Source organism: Capsulimonas corticalis, assembly GCF_003574315.2.
Classification (GTDB): domain Bacteria; phylum Armatimonadota; class Armatimonadia; order Armatimonadales; family Capsulimonadaceae; genus Capsulimonas; species Capsulimonas corticalis.
On the sequence record NZ_AP025739.1, the window covers coordinates 4,434,344 to 4,451,683 of the forward strand.

Sequence of the window (17,340 nt, forward strand, 5' to 3'; positions counted from 1 at the left end):
ACTCTTGCCCCCATTCTCCCAGAATTGGGAGAGGGGGCCGGGGGGTGAGGGCCAATTCTACTTCCCAAACGCCTCCGGATGCAGCGCCTTCGCCACTTCCAGCAGTCCCCATCGCAGTCGTGGTCCCGGCCGGTTTGTCCAGTCCGCCGGCACGCCAAAGCAGCGGCCCGCGCGGATCGCGCGCAGCTGGAGGCGCGCGAGGCCGGCTGGCGTTTTGTGCATGGTGACCGTTCCATCGGCTCCGGTGAGAAGGATATCGGGATTGTCGCGCACCAGGCTTTCGGGCGAATAGAGCGGGTAGGGCGTCGGCGTCTTCTCCGCGACGTTTGTCCCGCCGGCGAGGCGCACCAGGTCGCCCATGAAGCTGGCGCCGGACGCGGTCATCAGCGGCTTATCCCAGATTACCAGGAACGCCTTCGGCTTCGGTTTCCCCGCGACGGCTTTTTGCACGAGCCGCCGCGCGTGCGCCATGGCGTCCAGCGTCGCTTTGGTCTGCGCCGGGCGGCCGACGAGCGCGCCGAGCGCCGCGATATTCTTCTCAGTCCCCGCGTAACTCGCGGCCGCCGTCACATAGATCGGCGCATGGAACTTGCGCGAGAGCTGATCGACTTCGGACGACGTGATGGTTTGATCCGCCATGATCACGATGTCCGGCCGCATCGCGACGATCACCTCGCCGCTCGGCGTCATCGGCCCGCCCACATGAGCGATCTTTTTCGCCGCCTCCGGATAGTCACAAAACGCCGTATCGCCCACCAGCTTATCCTGCGCCCCGACCGCAAACAAAATCTCCGTCACACTCGGCGCCAGCGACACCACCCGCCGAGGCGGGTGAGGAAGCCTGATCTGGCGTCCAAGATCATCCGTAACGGTGACCGGCGCGGCAACGACAGTGTGACAGCTGCCCAAAAGGCTTGTTAGAAATAGTGAGCATTTGAGCAGACGTTGGATGTTCATGAAACGAGTGTCAGTTTAAGACTTTTCCCCGCCCGAACCATCGAACAATTCATCGGTCGTGAAATCGCCGTCCTCATCGATATCGCCAAGATTTGCGGGGCGGAATTCGCTTTCATTGTAACTATTCATGTAGCCAAAAGATCCGGAACGGTACACGGGCTTCATTGCTTTGACATGCCCGTCTACCCACAGAACATTCCCCATGCCGCTATGGCGACCCTGAAAAGCCGGAAATCCATCACTGGGAGCAGATAAATAAGCGTTAGCGACAATCGCGGGAGTGGCCGATGAGAAGTTGTCGTATTCCGCAGAGTCCGCTAGCATTACGGTTTTTGTTGGCACACGGATCTTAGCGAGTGAGACTGTCGTGACATTAAACGAAGCATCATAGGGTGAAAGATAATCGTTGTTGTATGCATAACCTGTCGAGCCCAAGCTTTTTCGCGTTGTGTTATTAAATGAGGGACATACTTGAATGCGAGCGCTCTTCATATATGGATATAGCAAACCTTCACTTTCGTTAAGTGACTGAGTTGCCGTATCGTAACTCGCCCACCAGTACACGGTCTTAGTTCCTGTTGTCGTCGACTGAACTGGAAAAAAGGATTCGTCGTTATCTTGGATATATTGAAGCGTTGCAAGGCCGATCTGATGCAGATTTGAAGCACAGCTAATTTGACGCGCTTTTTCTCGGGCGCTGGCGAAGACGGGAAAAAGTATCGCAGCAATAATCGCTATAATGGCTATGACGACGAGGAGCTCGATCAGGGTGAAACCGTGCTGGCGGCGGAGAGTGGAAGTCGTGCGGACGGACGGCTGGGGAGCCGTCAGGGTGGTGTGACGAATCAATGGAATGACCTCTCTGCCTGTCGCGCGCAGGCAAATGAGCAGCAGCGATGGCTTCGCTGCTGTGTCATCGGCTGGCATTCTGGCTTGAGAGGAGTGAGCCTCTTCACAGTTGCGGGACAGCGTCGGGTTTGTCTCTAGAGAGACGCACCGAACTTCCCCATTTAAGCATCGCGTTGACCGCGACGCACCGACGACGGAGCACGATTTAGTTGTTAAGTGGCGATATTATGGCCGATTTCTTGTACAGAAGTCAAGGACAGATCTCCCCAGCCAAGCGAGAGCTTAGATGGGGAGATGAATGGTAGCTTAACTTGTCATTCAGTTAGATGGGGCGATACCAATAGTGTTGATCATGTTTCGATGAACGATATACTCCTGATAGCGTCATGAGTGGGTCGCCATATACGGCAGGAAATGCTCTTACTAATGGCTGAAGGGGTGAAGACCCTTGGGCGAATACACAGGGCAAACTTTGTTCTGCTTCTGCTACAGCATCTATTAAGAAATGTCCTTTTGAAAACTCATTCCAAAGGACGTTGTTAAAGTTTGTGACTCCGTAATTCATCCATATCGTTTGCGGCCATCCAACTCCTGCAGTATCTTCCTCTTGTGTTACGTCAAGACCATCGAATATACTAGAAGATGATCCAACCTCGCATGCATCGAAATGTGCAAAAGTTATCGGGGGCAAATTCAGATTTGCTTTTTTTAACTCTAATACTTTTTCAATATCTCCTGCGTTCATTATATGTGAGGTGTCGCCGTCGGGACCGCCGGGAACCCCTCCACTGTCGTCTGCAAGACAGTCCATAAAGAAAGTAGGGTCTCCATGTGTGACGGCATGAAATGTCGTGTAATATTGGAGCGTATTCACGATATCTTGACTCGTGTCACTGTCAGATGTCGCCGTGTCGTAATTTAGCGCTCCTGCTTCACCGGAAGCAACTGAAGCCGATAGTTGTGCGGAATTCTCGTATGTCCCGAATGTTTGATTTACAATCGAAAACATCCTGTTTTTCGCTGGAGCTGAAATCGCACCTTCGTAGTAATTTCCTCCGGAATCCCACACTTTTAATTTAAGCACAATATCTGATGCGTTTTGAAAGTGGGTGCTATCAAACATCACCGAGAGTGGAAGAGAAGTATACTGATTCGTGTCGTTTGGGAAATCCGTTGGGTAAGCACGTACGACTGTGTCGCTTCCGTTTTCGCCTATGCAAAGCTGCGCTTGTGTGATATTGCCTGATAACGCTACAGCGGTTCCTGTTGCTGTGCAGCCAGTTCCACTGAAGAAACGTGGGGACTGAGGATCCCAATTTGCAGTGTCGATCGTGCTGTTAGCAGTTATAACTGCGTCAGTTACTTGGACTTTATAGCTTATGTCTGCCCAGGCAACTCCTACAATGTTATGAGGAGAAGACGCAATGAGATGAGAGGATAAGCTTTTTGTTGGGAATTGAGCCCTCCATTGACCATTAATAAATGAAACTGGCGCTGTCAAAAAATGCGCCCCTTTCACTAACGTTCCATGTATGTCTGATACTGAAATATCACCAGAATTTCCATTACTTGCATCGCTCTGTGTGGCAGTAATTTGCAGGCCCATACCTCCAAAATCATATGCCCTGGCTTGAGCACCAGCTGTCTCTATCACTGTTAATTTACCTTGCTGCCTTGAAGGAGGTAGTTCTCCTGCAACATCGGGATGCCATATTAAATTAGCAGTAACTGAGCCTTGTGTATTGGCCCAGTATCCATCAGGCACTACCGCAGATGTACAGCTTGATCCAAACCCTATTGAACCATCTGATGTTCGTACTCCACCGTCAGCAGCCCAGATTGCTGAAGGTTTTGAACTAGATAATTGACTTGTCGTTCCACTGCAAACATATTGAATCTGCCATTGGCCAGCAAGCGCAGCCTTGGTTGAAACAAGAACAAGTATAACAGGGATTAATTGTAGGCAATGTTTCTTGTTTTTCATTTATTCTTTACCCATATTGGAAAGTGGTAATTGACGCAAATTCTTAAACGTCAATTTATCTTTCCGCTTCGCGCTGGCCTTAACATACGTCATGCCGCCTATCACACTACCCGTTTGAGAATCAACCCATACTTCATCAGCTATTCCTGCACTGCTGCTATAATAGCAGTTCCATACCATACGTGCTGCTCCTAGTTGGGGGGTGGAGGAGCCTGTCTGCCAAAACGCGTTGCTTTGCACCCATTGCATCTGTGTGCTTTGGAGTGTGAGGCCGGTGATCCCCGAAGAAGCAAGTTGGGCATTTGCCGTACTTACCGCCTGAGATTGAGTGACGGAAGGTGTGAGGGCTGCAGGAGGCGGAGATGGGAAGTTGAGACTGAGACTTCGTATTGCTCCAGTTTCAGCTTGAAGCTGAACAGTGGCCTGCTCGTAGTGGTAAGGAACATTTTGGTTTTTGCGAGGCCAAGAAACAACCCAAATATTTCCAGCAGCGGACGCAGGTTGCGTCAACTGTACTTGAGTTGTTTGAACAGTGTCTAAGCTTTCTGCTTGCGAAGTTGCTTGCAAAGCCGCTGTAGCACATTGAGTAGCTGATGCGGTCGAGATGGGTGTCCCGGGGGGTTGCTGTGTTGTAACTAACTGCTGACTGAGATCATAATTGTGGTACCAGGTAATTACACTCGTGGCGTCTGCGACTTCAACCTCCGCCTTCGCGCCTAACTTGACTAGCCAGCATGTCCTCCAATATGGAGATTGCTGGCCGCCCGTGCGATCCGGCGCAGGATAAATCGCTGTTGCAGTATCAGTAACAGGAGCGCCAATCGTTTGGCAGAAAGTTTGGGCGATCTGAATCGCTTGTGCAGATGTTAGTGTTGTAACTGGAGCTGTTGCCGCCTGTGGCATCGAAGATATTTCGCCGGAATTGGAGCCTTCTCCAGCACCATTGACAGCAGTCATTTGATAATAGTAGATCGTTCCATTAGTAACTGCCGTATCCACATAGGGGCTGCTGTTCAAACCGACTTGGTAGGGAATGCTTCCCTCAGCGCCGGCGGTTCCAGTAGAGCGGTAAAGATTGTATCGTCGTGCCCCCGCGACTGGTGTCCAGGCGATGGATACTTTGCTGTCGCCAGACGTAGGCGTTATGATTGGCAAAGCGGTCGGTATGACTTCTTGCGGAGTTGCGTTGGCCTCAGTAGAATTCGCTCCCCTTGCGGCAGCAGTTACTGGAGCGACAACATAGTAATAGGCTGTTCCATTGTTGAGATCGCGGTCTATCCAGGAACCAGCAGAAACATTTTGCGCGACCGTTGTATAGGGGCCGCCGGATGTGGTGGCCTGCAAAACGTCACAGCCTGTCGCTGCGATTGGCTTTGTCCATGACACAGTTACCTGTCCGTTGCCGGCAGTTGCGGTAATTCCTGTGGCCGTTGGCAACGTTGTAACGGCGGATGCTTCATTAGAATTCGCCCCGGTTCCAGTCGAATTAACAGCGGCGATAACATAATAATATTTAGCGCCGTCGCTCAAACTGTTGTTATCTAAATATGTTGTCGCCGAAGTCGGCGAGGCAGTGAGAGTTGTATAGCCGCTGCCACTAGTGGTAGAGCGTTGCACGATATATCCCGTCGAGCCGGGAACTCTGCCCCACGAAAGGCTGACTTGGCCCAGTCCACCCACCGCCGTCAAGCCAGCTGGAGCCGTTGGGCCACTCGTCACGAGGATCAACTGAGGAGGCGTACCCGATTCGCGGGCGCGGATCGTAATTCCCACAGCGTTCGCGGCGTCCTGCGTCAGCGCCAGCGTTACCAGCTTGTTGCCTGCCAATTGTTGTGAACGAATATAGCTCGTCACGTCCCAGGTCGGATTGGTCTCCGTCGTGGGGATCGATGCCGAAACGATTGCCGTTCCCAGCGAAGGATGGTTCGTCCAGTTTAACGCCGTTTCCGTCCACGTTGTGTCCAAGACCGGAGAGACCGACGCTGTCAGACCGCTGATCGTGGAGGTGGCGTCGAGTTTGAGGAGGGCGCTCGTCACCGTACCGCTGACGCTTGAGAGATCGAACTTGACATAGGCCATATTGGTGCTGGATCCAGTGTTACCAGCATACATCAAGTTGTGGTAACCGTAGATCACACTAGGGTTAGCGCTGTTGGCGGTCGTGTCGGCCACGTCGAACAAGATTGCGCCTGCCGCCGTGGACACGCCCGGAGAAGCCGCCGCTTCGTTGGAATACGCGCTCGCGCCGACGCTGGTGACAGCAGTGACGACGTAGTAGTACGTACGGGGATTGGTCGCCGTGCCATTGATCGCCGTGGTGTCGGTGTAGCCCGTCGTGGTCGGACTGGCTAGCAGCGTGTAAGGGCCACCACTAACGTTCAACGAGCGATAGAGCTTGTAGCCCGTCGCGCCGGTGATCGTCCCCCAGGAGAGGATGACCTGCCCATTGCCGGGAACAGCGGCCAGCCCGGAAGGAGCGGCGGGCAGCGTCGTCAGCGGTGTCGCTGAGACTTCCGACGAGAGCGCGCTTTCGGTGGTGGAGTAGCCGGTGGGATCTTTGCGCACGCCACTGACTTTATAGTAGTAGGCGGTTCCGTTGTTGACACCCGTATCGGCGTAACTGAGCGTGCTGACATCGGTGGCGAGCAGGGTCTCCGCTCCCGCTGTCGTTGATCGGTAGATGCTGTATCGCAATGCTCCCGTAGCTACGCCCCAAGCGAGGCTGACAACGCCGTTACCGGCTTTGGTGGTCACTCCCGTGGGCGTCGCAACGGGAACAGCGATGACGGAACTGGCCTGCGGTCCTTCGACATGACTGCTGTTGACGCCGCTGATGCGATAGACATACTGCGTTCCATTGGTGAGCCCCGTGTCGGTGAAGACGCTGGTTTTCCCAGTGTAGGTCGGCGTGGTGGGTTCCGTTCCAGATGTCCATCGGTAAACGTTGTAGGTCAGTCCCGCCGTGTTGTTCCAGGTAAGAGTGAGTTGGCTAGTTCCCCCGGTGACGGTGAATCCGGTAGGAGCGGCGGGCGTTTGGGCAAACACCGTGTGTGGAGCTGCAAACTCAGCTCCAGCGATTACTAAAACCGCCGTGAGGACATTAATCTTTTGAGAATGCCTAAACGGGACCATCCTCTGGCGGACAAACATAAGATTCTCCTTCGCTGCTAAGATGCGGGAATAATATTGCAAAGAGGATTATGGTTGTAATAATACTTGTGAATAACTGGATAAATGGAAATGCCTAATCCTGCATTTCACACTACATCATTAAAGTTCATTGCCACTTTACCAGGGATTTAATATGTATGTCAATGGAGCATACAAATTGAGCTACATGTATGATCAAATAGCCGTCGAGGTATGCACTGAGATTTGACGGCGGTGTATAGATTGATGAGGCCGGAATATAGGGGGATCGATCTGAAGCAAGCTTGCAAGCAATTTTACTGTGAGGCAGATTTTGCCGCCGCGTCGCCCGCGACGTAGCCTGTGCTCCACGCCGCCTGAAGGTTGTATCCGCCGACGGGACCGGCGATATCCAGCACTTCCCCGCACAAGTACAATCCGGAGACGATTTTGGATTGCATGGTCTGCGGATCGACCTCATCCAGGGAAACGCCGCCGGCGACGACTTCGCCGCGTTCGAGGGGGACGTGGCGGACGTCGCCGAGGGGCCAGCCTTTGAGAGTGGAGACGAGTTTTTTGAGCGCCTTGGCGGGGAACTGGGAGCCGCGCGTGTCGCCAGCGACGCCGGCGGCGGAGAGCAGGGGATCGACGAGGCGGGAAGGGACGTAGGGCGTCACCAGCGAGGCGGCGGTGCGTCGCGGGTTGTCGGTCAGCTCCTTGCGGAACGCGGCGTGCAGATCCTCAAAGGAGCGGGCGGGGATGGTGTCGGCTTCCAGAGTGCTGGGGGATGGGACAGCGCCCGCGTCGCGTTCGGCGACTTCGCGCGAGACTCCGAGCGCCGTGGGGCCGGAGACGCCTTTGTGCGTGAAGAGTAAGTCGCCGGGCCAGTGCGCGATCTCTTTGCCCTCCCGGCCGGCGCGCGCGCGCAGAACCACATCGCGCAGGGCGACGCCGGACCAATCGGCGTGGACGTCGGCGAGGTACATCGGGGCGAGCGCGGCGCGCAGGGGGACGATCGTATGGCCGATGTCCGAGAGCCAGCGCCAGCCGTCGCCGGTGGTGCCGGTGGCCGGAAACGACGACCCTCCGGTGCAGACGATCACGCGGGAGGCGCGCAGAGTAGTTCCATCGTCCAGGCGCACGCCCTGAACGGCGCCGTTCGTGACATCAATCCCGGCGACGGGAGATTTGTACCGAATCCGAACGCCGGCTTCCTCGACATACTCCGTGAGCAGGGCCACGACGTCCTTCGCGTTCGCGGGATCGACGGGGAAGATGCGACCGTCGGGGCGAACGTAGGAGCGCAGGCCGCGCGAATGCAGGATCTCTAGAAACTGATGATTGGTGAAGCGATAAAAGCTGGGCTTGAGGAACCGGCCTTCGTTGGGACGAAACTGGCGGCGGATCTCCTCCATCGAGCCGGCGTGAGTCAGGTTGCACTTGCCGCCGCCGGAGATGAGGATCTTCATCCCCAGGCGCTCGTTCTTTTCCAGCAGCGTCACGCGCGCGCCGCTGTCCGCCGCGCGCCGCGCGGCGATGATGCCCGCCGCGCCGCCGCCGACAATGAGGACTTCGGGGGCTTTACTCATGGGCGGCGCTTTTCGCGGCGGCGCTGTCGGCGGCTTCCTGGGCGAGGACGGTTTCCGGAGTTTCCTTCACGAAGAGCAGTCGCTTGATCCGCCGTCCGGTCACCTCCGAGATGGAGACATGGAACCCGTCCAGGTTCGACTGTTCGCCGACGCGCGGCGCCAGGCGCAGCTTGTGCAGCGCATAGCCGCCGATAGTCTCGTACTCGTCGGGGTTCTCGATCGGGATCTCCAGGCGTTCGGCTACTTCCTCCAGCGCCACGGTGGCGGCGATGGAGTAGCGGCGGCCTTCCTCGTCGAGCGTGACAAACGGCGGGGGCTCGTCATGCTCGTCTTGAATCTCGCCGATCAGCTCTTCGATGATGTCTTCCAATGTCACCAGGCCGGCCGTGCCGCCGTATTCATCCAGCACCAGCGCCTGATGCGTGTGGCTTTTCTGAAGCTCCTTGAGCAGTTCGTCGATCGGTTTCGTTTCGGGGATGCCGATGATGGGGCGCATGACGGTCCGGATGTCGGCCTTGGGATCCCCGGCGATCGCCAGCAGGTCCTTGATATGGATCATGCCGAGCACGTGGTCCCGGTCGCCTTCGCAGAGCGGGTATCGCGTGAAGCCGTTTTCAATCGCCACCTCGACGTTGCGGCCCACGGTCCAGGTGGTCGAAAGATAGACCATATCGACGCGCGGCACCATGATCTCGCGGGCCATCGTGTGCGCGAAGTCGAACATGTTCTCGGCCAGCTCTACCTCGGACGGGCGCAGCGCGCCTTCCCGGTGCGAGTGCGCCATGATCGCCAGGATTTCATCCTCGGAGTGCGCCTGCTCGTGCTCGTCGCTGGGCTCGATCTTGAGTCGGCGCGCGATGACCTTCGCGGACATCTCCAGCATCGCGATCAGCGGGTAGCCGACCTTCAGGAAGATGCGCATGATGGGGGCGACGCCGAGCGCGGTGTCCTCGGTATGCGCGATGACCCACCACTTCGGCAGCAGTTCGCCGAAAATGATGTGGAAACTGGTGATCAGAACAAAGCCGAGCACGATGGCGATCGTGTGGACGTTCGGTCCGAAGTGGTCCAGACCAGCGGCGTGGAAGAGTGGGAGGAGCACCGCCGTCATGGCGGGCTCGCCGATATAACCGAGCGCGAGGGAGGCGATGGTGACGCCCAGCTGCGTGGCGGAGAGATAGGTGTCCAGGCGCGTCAGGAGGCCCTGGACTGCCTTCGCGCGGGTATTGCCCGCCTCCACCAGTTCAGCGATGCGTGTTTGGCGTACGCGGACGAATGCGAACTCGGCCGCGACGAAAAATCCGTTCAGGGCGACGATCAGAAGCGTCAGCCCCAGTTTTAAGAAAGGTTCCATAGTTTAGCTCATATTAGGCGCTATGAGCGGCGCCGGCTGGACGCGAACGTACAGCAATCGTTGAAAAGTATTACCCTCTTTTTCGCAAAGTTTATCGGTCTGCGGTCGTTTACTCCTGCGGAAAATGTTAGCCATGATCGCCGATCATCAGCGCTTTTCGCACGATTCGCATGGTGTCCACGGCGGCGGCGCGGGCGCGTTCGGCGCCTTCCTTGAGCACCTGATCGACGTAACCGGGATCCGCCTCGAGCTCCGCGCGCTTGGCGCGCAGCGGGGCGAGGTTCTCATTGATCACTTCGGCCAGCTCTTTCTTGGACTGCCCGCAGCCGCGCAATCCGGCCCGGCATTCGTCCCACTGCGTCAGATAATTCGCCGGATCGTAGGTGCGGCGCAGCTTGCAGGCGACGCATCCCTCGGGCTCGCCCGGATCCGTGATGTGGATCTTGGTCGGCGTGGTGAACGCCTTATTGATCTTCTTCTGCGTTTCCTTGGCGGTGTCCGAAAGATAGATCGCGTTGTCGTAAGACTTGCTCATCTTGCGTCCGTCCAGGCCGGGGACCTCGCCGGTCGCCTCGCTGATGATCGCCTGCGGCTCCGGGAAGATCTCTTCGCCGACGATCTTGTTGAAGCGGCGCACGATCTCACGAGAAATCTCGATATGCGCCGCTTGATCGCGGCCGACGGGGACGGCGTGCGCGCGGTACAGCACAATATCGGCGGTTTGGAGCACCGGGTATCCCAGCAGTCCGTAAGAGACCTGGGTGTCGTTTTCCTTGATGATCTCGCGCTTCTCTTTGTACGTCGGCACGCGCTCCAGCCATCCGACCGGAGTCGTCATGGAGAGGAGCAGATGCAGCTCGGCGTGCTCCTTGACATCGGACTGACGGAAGATCGCGCACTTGGCGGGATCGAGGCCGGCGCTCAGGTAATCGATCGCCGTCTGCCGCGCGGCTTCGCGCAGGTCCACATGCTTCTCCGCGACCGTCGTGAGCGAGTGCCAGTCCGCCACGAAGCAGAACATCTCATAGTCGTCCTGTAGCTTCGTCCACGGGCGTAGCGCGCCTTCCAGATTGCCCAAATGCAGCTTGCCGCCGCCCGTCGGCTGCATGCCGGATAAGATTCGTTTTTTAGTCGTCATGGATCTATCTTATTAAAAAGCCTGCCAGCAGCGCTGCCGGAACGCCAATGATATATTGCGAGATGCGAGTGAAAATGAGGATCATGACCAGCAGAAGGCCAATCGGCTCCAGCGTCTTCTGGTAGGTCATCGCCGCTCTGTCCGGCAGCAATCCCAAAAGGACACGGAAGCCGTCGAACCCGGGAATTGGCAGTAAGTTCAGAACGAACAGCGCGCAGTTGACGGTCAGCCCGATCGTCACGAACATGAGGGCCGTTGGGCTGATGACAGTATGGGTTGCCAGGATGAGCCGGATCACGCCGGCGAAGACGCACGCTTGAAGAAAGTTCGACGCGGGGCCGGCGAACGAGACGAGCGTCGAGTCGCGCTTCGGGTGCTTAAACTTCCCAGGATAGGTAATCACCGGCTTGCCCCAGCCGATGCCGTATCCCAGCGCCACGGTCACAGCCATGAGGAATGTGCCCATCGGATCGAGATGGTCGACCGGGTTGAGCGAGATACGTCCCTGATTGCGGGGCGTATCGTCGCCCAATTTGTCCGCGACGATCGCGTGCGAGAACTCGTGGATGGTGATGGCGATCACCAGCACCAGCATCGTCGTCACGAACGTCAGCAGGTCGAAATTTTGAAACATGAGAGGCTACGCCAGACGTTCCGGGATAATGTCCAGCCGCACCACGTCGTCCAGCGTCTCGCGGCGCGAGACGAGGTCGGCTTCGCCGTCTTTGACGAAGACGCAGGCGGGTTTGGTGAATCGGTTATAGTTGGACGCCATCACGTAGTTATAGGCTCCCGTGGACTGCACGGCGAGGATATCGCCGGTCTCGATATGCCCGATTTTCGTGGACTGGATCAAAATGTCCGTCTCGCAGTGCTTGCCGGCGATGCGCACTTCCTGATCCTTGGCCTCGCCCATGCGGTTGGCGACCAGGACTTCGTACACGGCGTCGTAAAGCTGCGGGCGCGGGTTGTCCGACATGCCGCCGTCGATCGTCACATAGGTGCGAGTTCCTGGATCCTGGGGAATGTTGACGCGCTTGATGACGCCGACGGTGTAGAGGGTCGTGCCCGTCTCGCCGACCAGCGCGCGACCCGGCTCCTGAAGCAGGCGCGGCTCCGGCACGTCATACTTCTCCAGCGCGGCGCGCAGCGCGCCGATCAGGGTGTCGCCGAACTCTTCATAAGACGGGGGATGCTGGTCTTCCGTATAACGGATGCCGAGGCCGCCGCCGATGTCCAGATCTTCGGGCATCCAGCCGGTGGCGTCCGCGATCGTGCGCATGAAGCCGACCATGATGTCGATCGCCTGCTCGTGTGTGTGGGCGTCGAGCAGCTGTGAGCCGATGTGGCAGTGGATCCCGGTGATCTTCAGATGCGGCGCGAACTCCAGGGCTTCGGTGATCGCCTCCAGCGCATCGCCGTTCGCGACGCTCAGGCCGAACTTGGTGTCTTCCTGGCCGGTGCTGATGCGCCGGTGCGTGTGCGGATCGATGCCGGGGGTGACGCGCAGCAGAATTTTCTGGGTCTTGCCCTTCTTCTCGGCCAGCGTCTTGAGCTGGCGAAGCTCCAGCAGGTTGTCCACGACGATGCAGCCGACGCCGAAGTCCATCGCCATCTCCAGCTCGAAGAGGGATTTATTGTTGCCGTGCAGCAGAACGCGGTCCAGGGGGAAACCGGCCCGAATGGCGGTGTAAAGCTCGCCGGCGGACGCGACGTCCAGGCTCAGCCCTTCCTGCTCAACCACCTTGCAGATCGCCATATTCAAAAAGGCTTTGGAGGCGAACGAGATGTCGTTCTTAGGATAGCGCGCTTCGAACACTGCTTTATAGTTCCGGCAGTTCTCGCGGATCGTCTCTTCGTCCATCACATAAAGCGGGGTGCCGAATTCTTTCACCAGATCGATGGCGTCGCATCCGCCAATTTCCAAGTGACCTTCCGCGTTTACCCGCTGAGTCCCCAGCAGCATTCGTCCTTCTCCTCGCCCGTCGTCAAAAAAATGACCCGCGTCCAAGCGGGGCGGGTCCTGGAAGATTTTAGCATAGGTCGGGGCGGCAAGTCAAGGAAGCATTGCATTTTCCGCGCCAGGCGCCTGGCCCAGGATCTCCATAAGAAAGGAAATCGCGCCGGGGAAATCGACATCCGCCAGGAATACTTGATTTTTGAAGGCAGGCGTGTCTTAGGAGAAGATCTCGTATTTTGAGCGGTGGGGAGCGGCGTGTATTCCCCCGAACACTAGGTTAGGCGACAAGAAAGATTTGTCGATTCTAACTTCGTTTCGCTGGGAGTAATACACAAGATGTAGGGAGAGAATCATGCCACTCGTCGAACCCGTCGCCCCACTGGCCGACGGCTTACAATCAACCATGGAAAGGACACAGACGGCGGCGGAGGTGAGTGTGCGGGTCGCCGCAATTTCCGACGCCCGCATGCCGAATATCGTGACGCAGTCGGTGCAGGATTTGAATTCCGCGGTCGCCAGAACCAAGCAGGCCATCCTGTCCGGATCGCTGTCGGGAGATCTGAGCGTCGCGGCGGCCATCGGCAACCTCGTTGTCGCGGCCTCCCACATCGATCACCTGATCGCGACAATACCGCCGAACCTCGGCGTGCAATACGATGTGAACGGATGAGCCGTTCGATAACGGAAATTATAGGAAAAGGAGGAAATGTATCGAGACAAAAATCCTATCACTGCGCCTTCATGAAGAAGCGCCCGTCTTTCAGCAATGTCGGACTCCGAGCTTCGACCGCGAGCGAACAATCTCGCGGTCGAAATCGAACTATCTTTGACAACTTCGGATTGCTATTTCCCAAAGTTGATCGCCGCGACGGTCGTGTCGTCCACGTTCGTCAGGGTGAACTTGCCCTGAAGATCGCCGTTCACGAGCGATTCGACGATCTGCAAGCCGAGGGAATTTGTTTTCTTAATATCGAACGTCGCCGCCAGCGGCTGCCCGTCGTTGGTGACCAGCAGTTCGACGTGGCGCGAATCTTCGTGCAGGCGAATAGAAATCGAGCCTTCGTCGAAGCTGGGGCCGAAGCCGTGTTCTACGGCGTTTTGCACCAGCTCATTGAGGATCAGCGCGACGGATGTGGCCTGCGACGAGGGCAGGAGAATATCCGGACCCTCGATCGTCATCCGGATATGCTTGCCGGGGGCGATGATGCTCTGGCCGGTCGCCTGGACGATACTCTCGGCGATCTTCTTGACGCTGATGATGTCCAGATCTTCGCGCGCCAGCAGCTCGTGCACGGAGGCGATCGCCAGGATCCGGTTCAGGCTTTCCGTGATCACCTGTTCGACGGTGCGCTCGCCGGCGTAGTGCATCTGTAGGCGCAGGAGCGAGGCGACCTGCTGCAAGTTGTTCTTGACCCGATGGTGCATCTCCTGGATGATGGCCGATTTGACCATCAGCTTGGCGTGCTCGATCGCGATGGCGGCGTGGTTGCCCAGCGCCGTCAGAAGAGAGATCTCTTCCTCGGTGAAGTTGTGCGGCTTCTCCGTGTAGCAGTTCAGAACGCCGATCTTCTTGTTCTTCACCATGAGCGGCACGGCGGCCATCGAGGAGAGACCTTCCTTACGGGCGATCTCCGGGGACGCATACTCCGCCGAATGCTTCAGATCGTGGACGGTGATCGTGCGCCCTTCCGCTACGGCTCGCCCGGCGACGCTGTCGCCGACCTTGATGTTGGCCTTCTTGACGTAATCCTTGCTCTTGCTCTGGGTCGCCTTGATGACCAGTTCTTGCTTGTCTTCATCGAGCAGCATCAGCGTGCAGATCTTGAACGCCATCGTTTTGGCGGTCGCCGCGACGATCAGCTGCAAAATCTCCTCCAAATAAAGATCGCTGGTGATCGTTTTGCTGACTTCGGACAGGGCCGATAGCTGCGACGTGCGCTTTTCGAGCTTCCGGTACTGGCGGGAGTTCTCGACGGCGCCGGAGATCTGCGCCGCGATCGATTGCAGCAGCCGCACCTGAGTCTGCGTGTACTGGTGCGTCTTGACGGTGCGGACATTGATGACGCCAAGAACGTCGTTCCGGTAGACCAGCGGCACGCTCAGAATACTCTGATACTTGTCTTCCTGCAGCTCCGGGACGAACTTGAAACGCGCGTCGTGCTGCGCGTCGTGGTCCAGCGCCACGGCCTCTTTATTCTTCGCTACCCATCCCGTCAGACCCTCGCCGACCTTGAGGCGCAGCTTACCGACCACCTCGTCCGGCTCGGACTCGGCGTCCACGGCGCGAAGGATCAGCGTATCGTGCGCTTCGTTGAACAGGTAAACCTGGGAGGAATCCGTGCCGGTGACCTGGACAGCGATTCCGGCGACCGCGCGCAGCATCTCTTCCAGATCGAAGAGAGAGCCGGTGGTTTCGCCGATCTTGCGCAGGGCTTCGCCTTCGGCGCTGCGTTCGTCGTGCGCGCGCTCCATCTCGCGGATGCGCGCGTGCGCGCCGCGCAGTTCCTTGCCCATGTTTTCCAGACTGCGGCGCAAAGAGCGGTTCGCCGCCTCCTGCGTGCTGAGGGATTCTGAATGACGCTTCAGAAAAAGATTGCGCCGCCCAAAACCAATTTTGGGCGGCACGGAAGAGTTGCGGAAATTGTGCTGTTTCATTTTCTCACATATGTGTCGTTAGGGCGATGAAGGAAGCTCAGACATTGTGCGCGATGATGATCGCTTCGGCGATCTCACGCATGCTCTTGCGCGTATTCATGCTCTGAACCTGGATGCGGCGGAACGCTTCCTGCTCCTTGAGGCCATACTGATCCATCAAGATGCCCTTGGCGCGGTCCACGGACTTGCGGGTGTCCAGCTTGTTCTCAAGGTCTGTGACCTCGTTCTCCAGCTCGACGAACTCCTCGTAGCGGGAGATCGCGATCTCCATCGCCGGCAGCAGGTCCGCTTCCTTGAAAGGCTTGACCAGATAGGCGAAGACGCCGGCGTCCTTGGCGCGGTCGACAAGGTCTTTCTGGGAGTACGCCGTCAGCAGCAGGACCGGAGCGACGCCCTCGGTCGTGATCAGCTTCGCCGCGTCAATGCCGTCCATCTCAGGCATCTTGATGTCCAGGATGATAATGTCAGGCTTGAGTTCCCGGGCGATTTCCACCGCCTTGGCTCCGTCGCCGGCTTCGCCGACGACTTGATGACCCATATTTTCGAGCGTTTTGCGAAGATCGAGTCGAATGATCGGCTCGTCGTCCGCGATTACAATGCGAAGCGAATCCATGCTAAAGAAACCGTCCTTTTCTGTATCTTGACCCTCGCCCGATCCGTGATAATTGCGGGCGCGGGAGGAATCTGCTATAATGTCGTGGTTTATGGTCGACAGATATATGGTCCTAATATATCGCATTATTACGCAAAAAGCAAGTCCCAAAGGGCCCTAATGAAACGTGTAACCAGCATCAGCTTGGGCTCATCGCAACGAAATAAATCTGTTGAGGCTTACTTTTTAGGTGAAAAATTTCAAATTGAACGCGTCGGAACCGACGGCGATTTGAAGCTGTTTCACCAGAAACTGGTAGAACTAGATGGTCAGGTCGACGCCTTCGGACTTGGCGGCACGGACATGCATATCTACGCGGCGGGGAAGCGCTACACCTTTCGCCAGATTGAGAAGCTTGCGTCGGCGGCGGTCAAAACTCCCGTCGTGGACGGGAGCGGTCTGAAGAACACGCTGGAGCGGGAGACCGTTCAGTATTTGCAGCGTGAAGGGATCGTCGATTTCGCGCACTCCAAAGTATTGCTCGTGAGCGCGGTGGATCGGTTCGGCATGGCGGAGGCGCTCGACGCCACCGGCGCTTCGGTCGTTTACGGGGATATGATGTTCGGCCTGGGCGTCCCGATCGCGCTCCGCTCATTGGGCGCCGTCAACAAGGCCGCGAAGGTTCTCCTGCCGCTGGTCGTCCAGATGCCGTTTTCCTGGCTCTACCCAACCGGCGAGAAGCAAAACACAATCACGCCGAAGTGGACCAATTTCTACGACGAAGCGAACGTGATCGCCGGGGACTTTCCGTATATTCGCCGCTACATGCCGGAGACGCTCGCCGGCAAGATCGTTCTGACAAACACGACGACCGCGGAAGACGTGGAAGCGCTGACCAAGCGCGGCGTCAAAACGCTGATCACGACGACGCCGGAGTTTGAAGGCCGCTCGTTTGGGACCAACGTCATGGAAGGCGTGCTCGTGACCCTTTCCGGACGCAAGCCCGAGGATCTCTCGCCCAAGGACTACATGGACCTGATGGCGAAGCTGAACTGGAAGCCGCGGATCCAGACGCTCAACACATAACGATCGCCGCCGTAAATTTCGCACTCTGCTGAACAAGCAACCCAAAG

Annotated in this window: 13 protein-coding genes and 1 riboswitch; of the genes, 2 read left to right on the top strand and 11 right to left on the bottom strand. The window is 57.3% G+C overall.

Annotated features, from left to right (window positions below):
- Positions 1–57: 57 nt before the first annotated feature.
- The 9 genes from D5261_RS18995 to lysA all read right to left on the bottom strand — a co-directional run bounded on the left by D5261_RS18995 (position 58) and on the right by lysA (position 12,966).
- A complete protein-coding gene (locus tag D5261_RS18995) occupies positions 58–957 on the bottom strand; it encodes an ABC transporter substrate-binding protein (protein ID WP_119323242.1) in 900 nt (299 codons plus the stop codon).
- A gap of 15 nt (positions 958–972) precedes the next feature.
- Positions 973–1,884, bottom strand: a complete 912-nt coding sequence (locus D5261_RS19000) for a prepilin-type N-terminal cleavage/methylation domain-containing protein (RefSeq protein ID WP_165864431.1) — start codon at positions 1,882–1,884, stop codon at positions 973–975.
- Positions 1,859–2,013, bottom strand: a riboswitch (cobalamin riboswitch). It overlaps the preceding gene by 26 nt.
- Positions 2,014–2,128: 115 nt before the next feature.
- Positions 2,129–3,790 carry a hypothetical protein gene (locus D5261_RS19005; protein ID WP_125206171.1) on the bottom strand — a complete coding sequence of 554 codons (1,662 nt, stop codon included), beginning with the start codon at positions 3,788–3,790 and terminating at the stop codon, positions 2,129–2,131.
- On the bottom strand, positions 3,791–6,940 hold the full coding sequence (locus D5261_RS19010; protein WP_119323241.1) for a fibronectin type III domain-containing protein: 3,150 nt from the start codon (positions 6,938–6,940) through the stop codon (positions 3,791–3,793).
- A 296-nt stretch (positions 6,941–7,236) separates the two neighbouring features.
- Positions 7,237–8,508, bottom strand: coding sequence for a BaiN/RdsA family NAD(P)/FAD-dependent oxidoreductase (locus tag D5261_RS19015; RefSeq protein WP_119323240.1), 1,272 nt, complete (start codon positions 8,506–8,508; stop codon positions 7,237–7,239).
- Entirely contained in the window at positions 8,501–9,862 is a 1,362-nt protein-coding gene (locus D5261_RS19020) for a hemolysin family protein (protein ID WP_119323239.1), read from the bottom strand. The genes D5261_RS19015 and D5261_RS19020 overlap by 8 nt, the downstream gene beginning before the upstream one ends.
- A 127-nt stretch (positions 9,863–9,989) precedes the next feature.
- On the bottom strand, positions 9,990–11,000 hold the full coding sequence (trpS, locus tag D5261_RS19025) for a tryptophan--tRNA ligase (protein ID WP_119323238.1): 1,011 nt from the start codon (positions 10,998–11,000) through the stop codon (positions 9,990–9,992).
- A gap of 4 nt (positions 11,001–11,004) precedes the next feature.
- The gene (locus D5261_RS19030; RefSeq protein WP_119323237.1) at positions 11,005–11,634 is read right to left on the bottom strand and encodes a site-2 protease family protein; all 630 of its coding nucleotides are present in this window, start codon (positions 11,632–11,634) and stop codon (positions 11,005–11,007) included.
- 6 nt (positions 11,635–11,640) lie between these two features.
- Positions 11,641–12,966 (bottom strand): diaminopimelate decarboxylase, encoded by a 1,326-nt coding sequence (lysA, locus tag D5261_RS19035; RefSeq protein WP_119323236.1) that lies wholly within the window; start codon positions 12,964–12,966, stop codon positions 11,641–11,643.
- Between the two features lie 346 nt (positions 12,967–13,312).
- On the opposite strand from lysA, the gene D5261_RS19040 reads away from it, so the two are divergent.
- The gene (locus D5261_RS19040; RefSeq protein WP_119323234.1) at positions 13,313–13,630 is read left to right on the top strand and encodes a hypothetical protein; all 318 of its coding nucleotides are present in this window, start codon (positions 13,313–13,315) and stop codon (positions 13,628–13,630) included.
- Between the two features lie 173 nt (positions 13,631–13,803).
- On the opposite strand, the gene D5261_RS19045 is transcribed toward D5261_RS19040, so the two are convergent.
- The gene (locus D5261_RS19045; protein ID WP_119323233.1) at positions 13,804–15,615 is read right to left on the bottom strand and encodes a GAF domain-containing protein; all 1,812 of its coding nucleotides are present in this window, start codon (positions 15,613–15,615) and stop codon (positions 13,804–13,806) included.
- A gap of 37 nt (positions 15,616–15,652) precedes the next feature.
- On the bottom strand, positions 15,653–16,228 hold the full coding sequence (locus D5261_RS19050) for an ANTAR domain-containing response regulator (protein WP_119323232.1): 576 nt from the start codon (positions 16,226–16,228) through the stop codon (positions 15,653–15,655).
- A 159-nt stretch (positions 16,229–16,387) separates the two neighbouring features.
- Between D5261_RS19050 and D5261_RS19055 the strand changes: the two genes are divergently transcribed.
- Positions 16,388–17,293: a DUF8754 domain-containing protein gene (locus D5261_RS19055; RefSeq protein ID WP_119323231.1), complete on the top strand. Its 906-nt coding sequence runs from the start codon at positions 16,388–16,390 to the stop codon at positions 17,291–17,293.
- Positions 17,294–17,340: the final 47 nt, after the last annotated feature.

What these genes read in the sequence shown, in the direction of transcription:
- D5261_RS19000 (WP_165864431.1), bottom strand. Translation starts at nt 1,884, where the DNA reads ATGCCAGCCGATGACACAGCAGCGAAGCCATCGCTGCTGCTCATTTGC.
- D5261_RS19040 (WP_119323234.1), top strand. Translation starts at nt 13,313, where the DNA reads ATGCCACTCGTCGAACCCGTCGCCCCACTGGCCGACGGCTTACAATCA.
- D5261_RS19005 (WP_125206171.1), bottom strand. Translation starts at nt 3,790, where the DNA reads ATGAAAAACAAGAAACATTGCCTACAATTAATCCCTGTTATACTTGTT.
- D5261_RS19050 (WP_119323232.1), bottom strand. Translation starts at nt 16,228, where the DNA reads ATGGATTCGCTTCGCATTGTAATCGCGGACGACGAGCCGATCATTCGA.
- trpS (WP_119323238.1), bottom strand. Translation starts at nt 11,000, where the DNA reads ATGACGACTAAAAAACGAATCTTATCCGGCATGCAGCCGACGGGCGGC.
- D5261_RS19015 (WP_119323240.1), bottom strand. Translation starts at nt 8,508, where the DNA reads ATGAGTAAAGCCCCCGAAGTCCTCATTGTCGGCGGCGGCGCGGCGGGC.
- D5261_RS19010 (WP_119323241.1), bottom strand. Translation starts at nt 6,940, where the DNA reads ATGTTTGTCCGCCAGAGGATGGTCCCGTTTAGGCATTCTCAAAAGATT.
- D5261_RS19055 (WP_119323231.1), top strand. Translation starts at nt 16,388, where the DNA reads ATGAAACGTGTAACCAGCATCAGCTTGGGCTCATCGCAACGAAATAAA.
- D5261_RS19045 (WP_119323233.1), bottom strand. Translation starts at nt 15,615, where the DNA reads ATGAAACAGCACAATTTCCGCAACTCTTCCGTGCCGCCCAAAATTGGT.
- D5261_RS18995 (WP_119323242.1), bottom strand. Translation starts at nt 957, where the DNA reads ATGAACATCCAACGTCTGCTCAAATGCTCACTATTTCTAACAAGCCTT.
- D5261_RS19020 (WP_119323239.1), bottom strand. Translation starts at nt 9,862, where the DNA reads ATGGAACCTTTCTTAAAACTGGGGCTGACGCTTCTGATCGTCGCCCTG.
- D5261_RS19030 (WP_119323237.1), bottom strand. Translation starts at nt 11,634, where the DNA reads ATGTTTCAAAATTTCGACCTGCTGACGTTCGTGACGACGATGCTGGTG.
- lysA (WP_119323236.1), bottom strand. Translation starts at nt 12,966, where the DNA reads ATGCTGCTGGGGACTCAGCGGGTAAACGCGGAAGGTCACTTGGAAATT.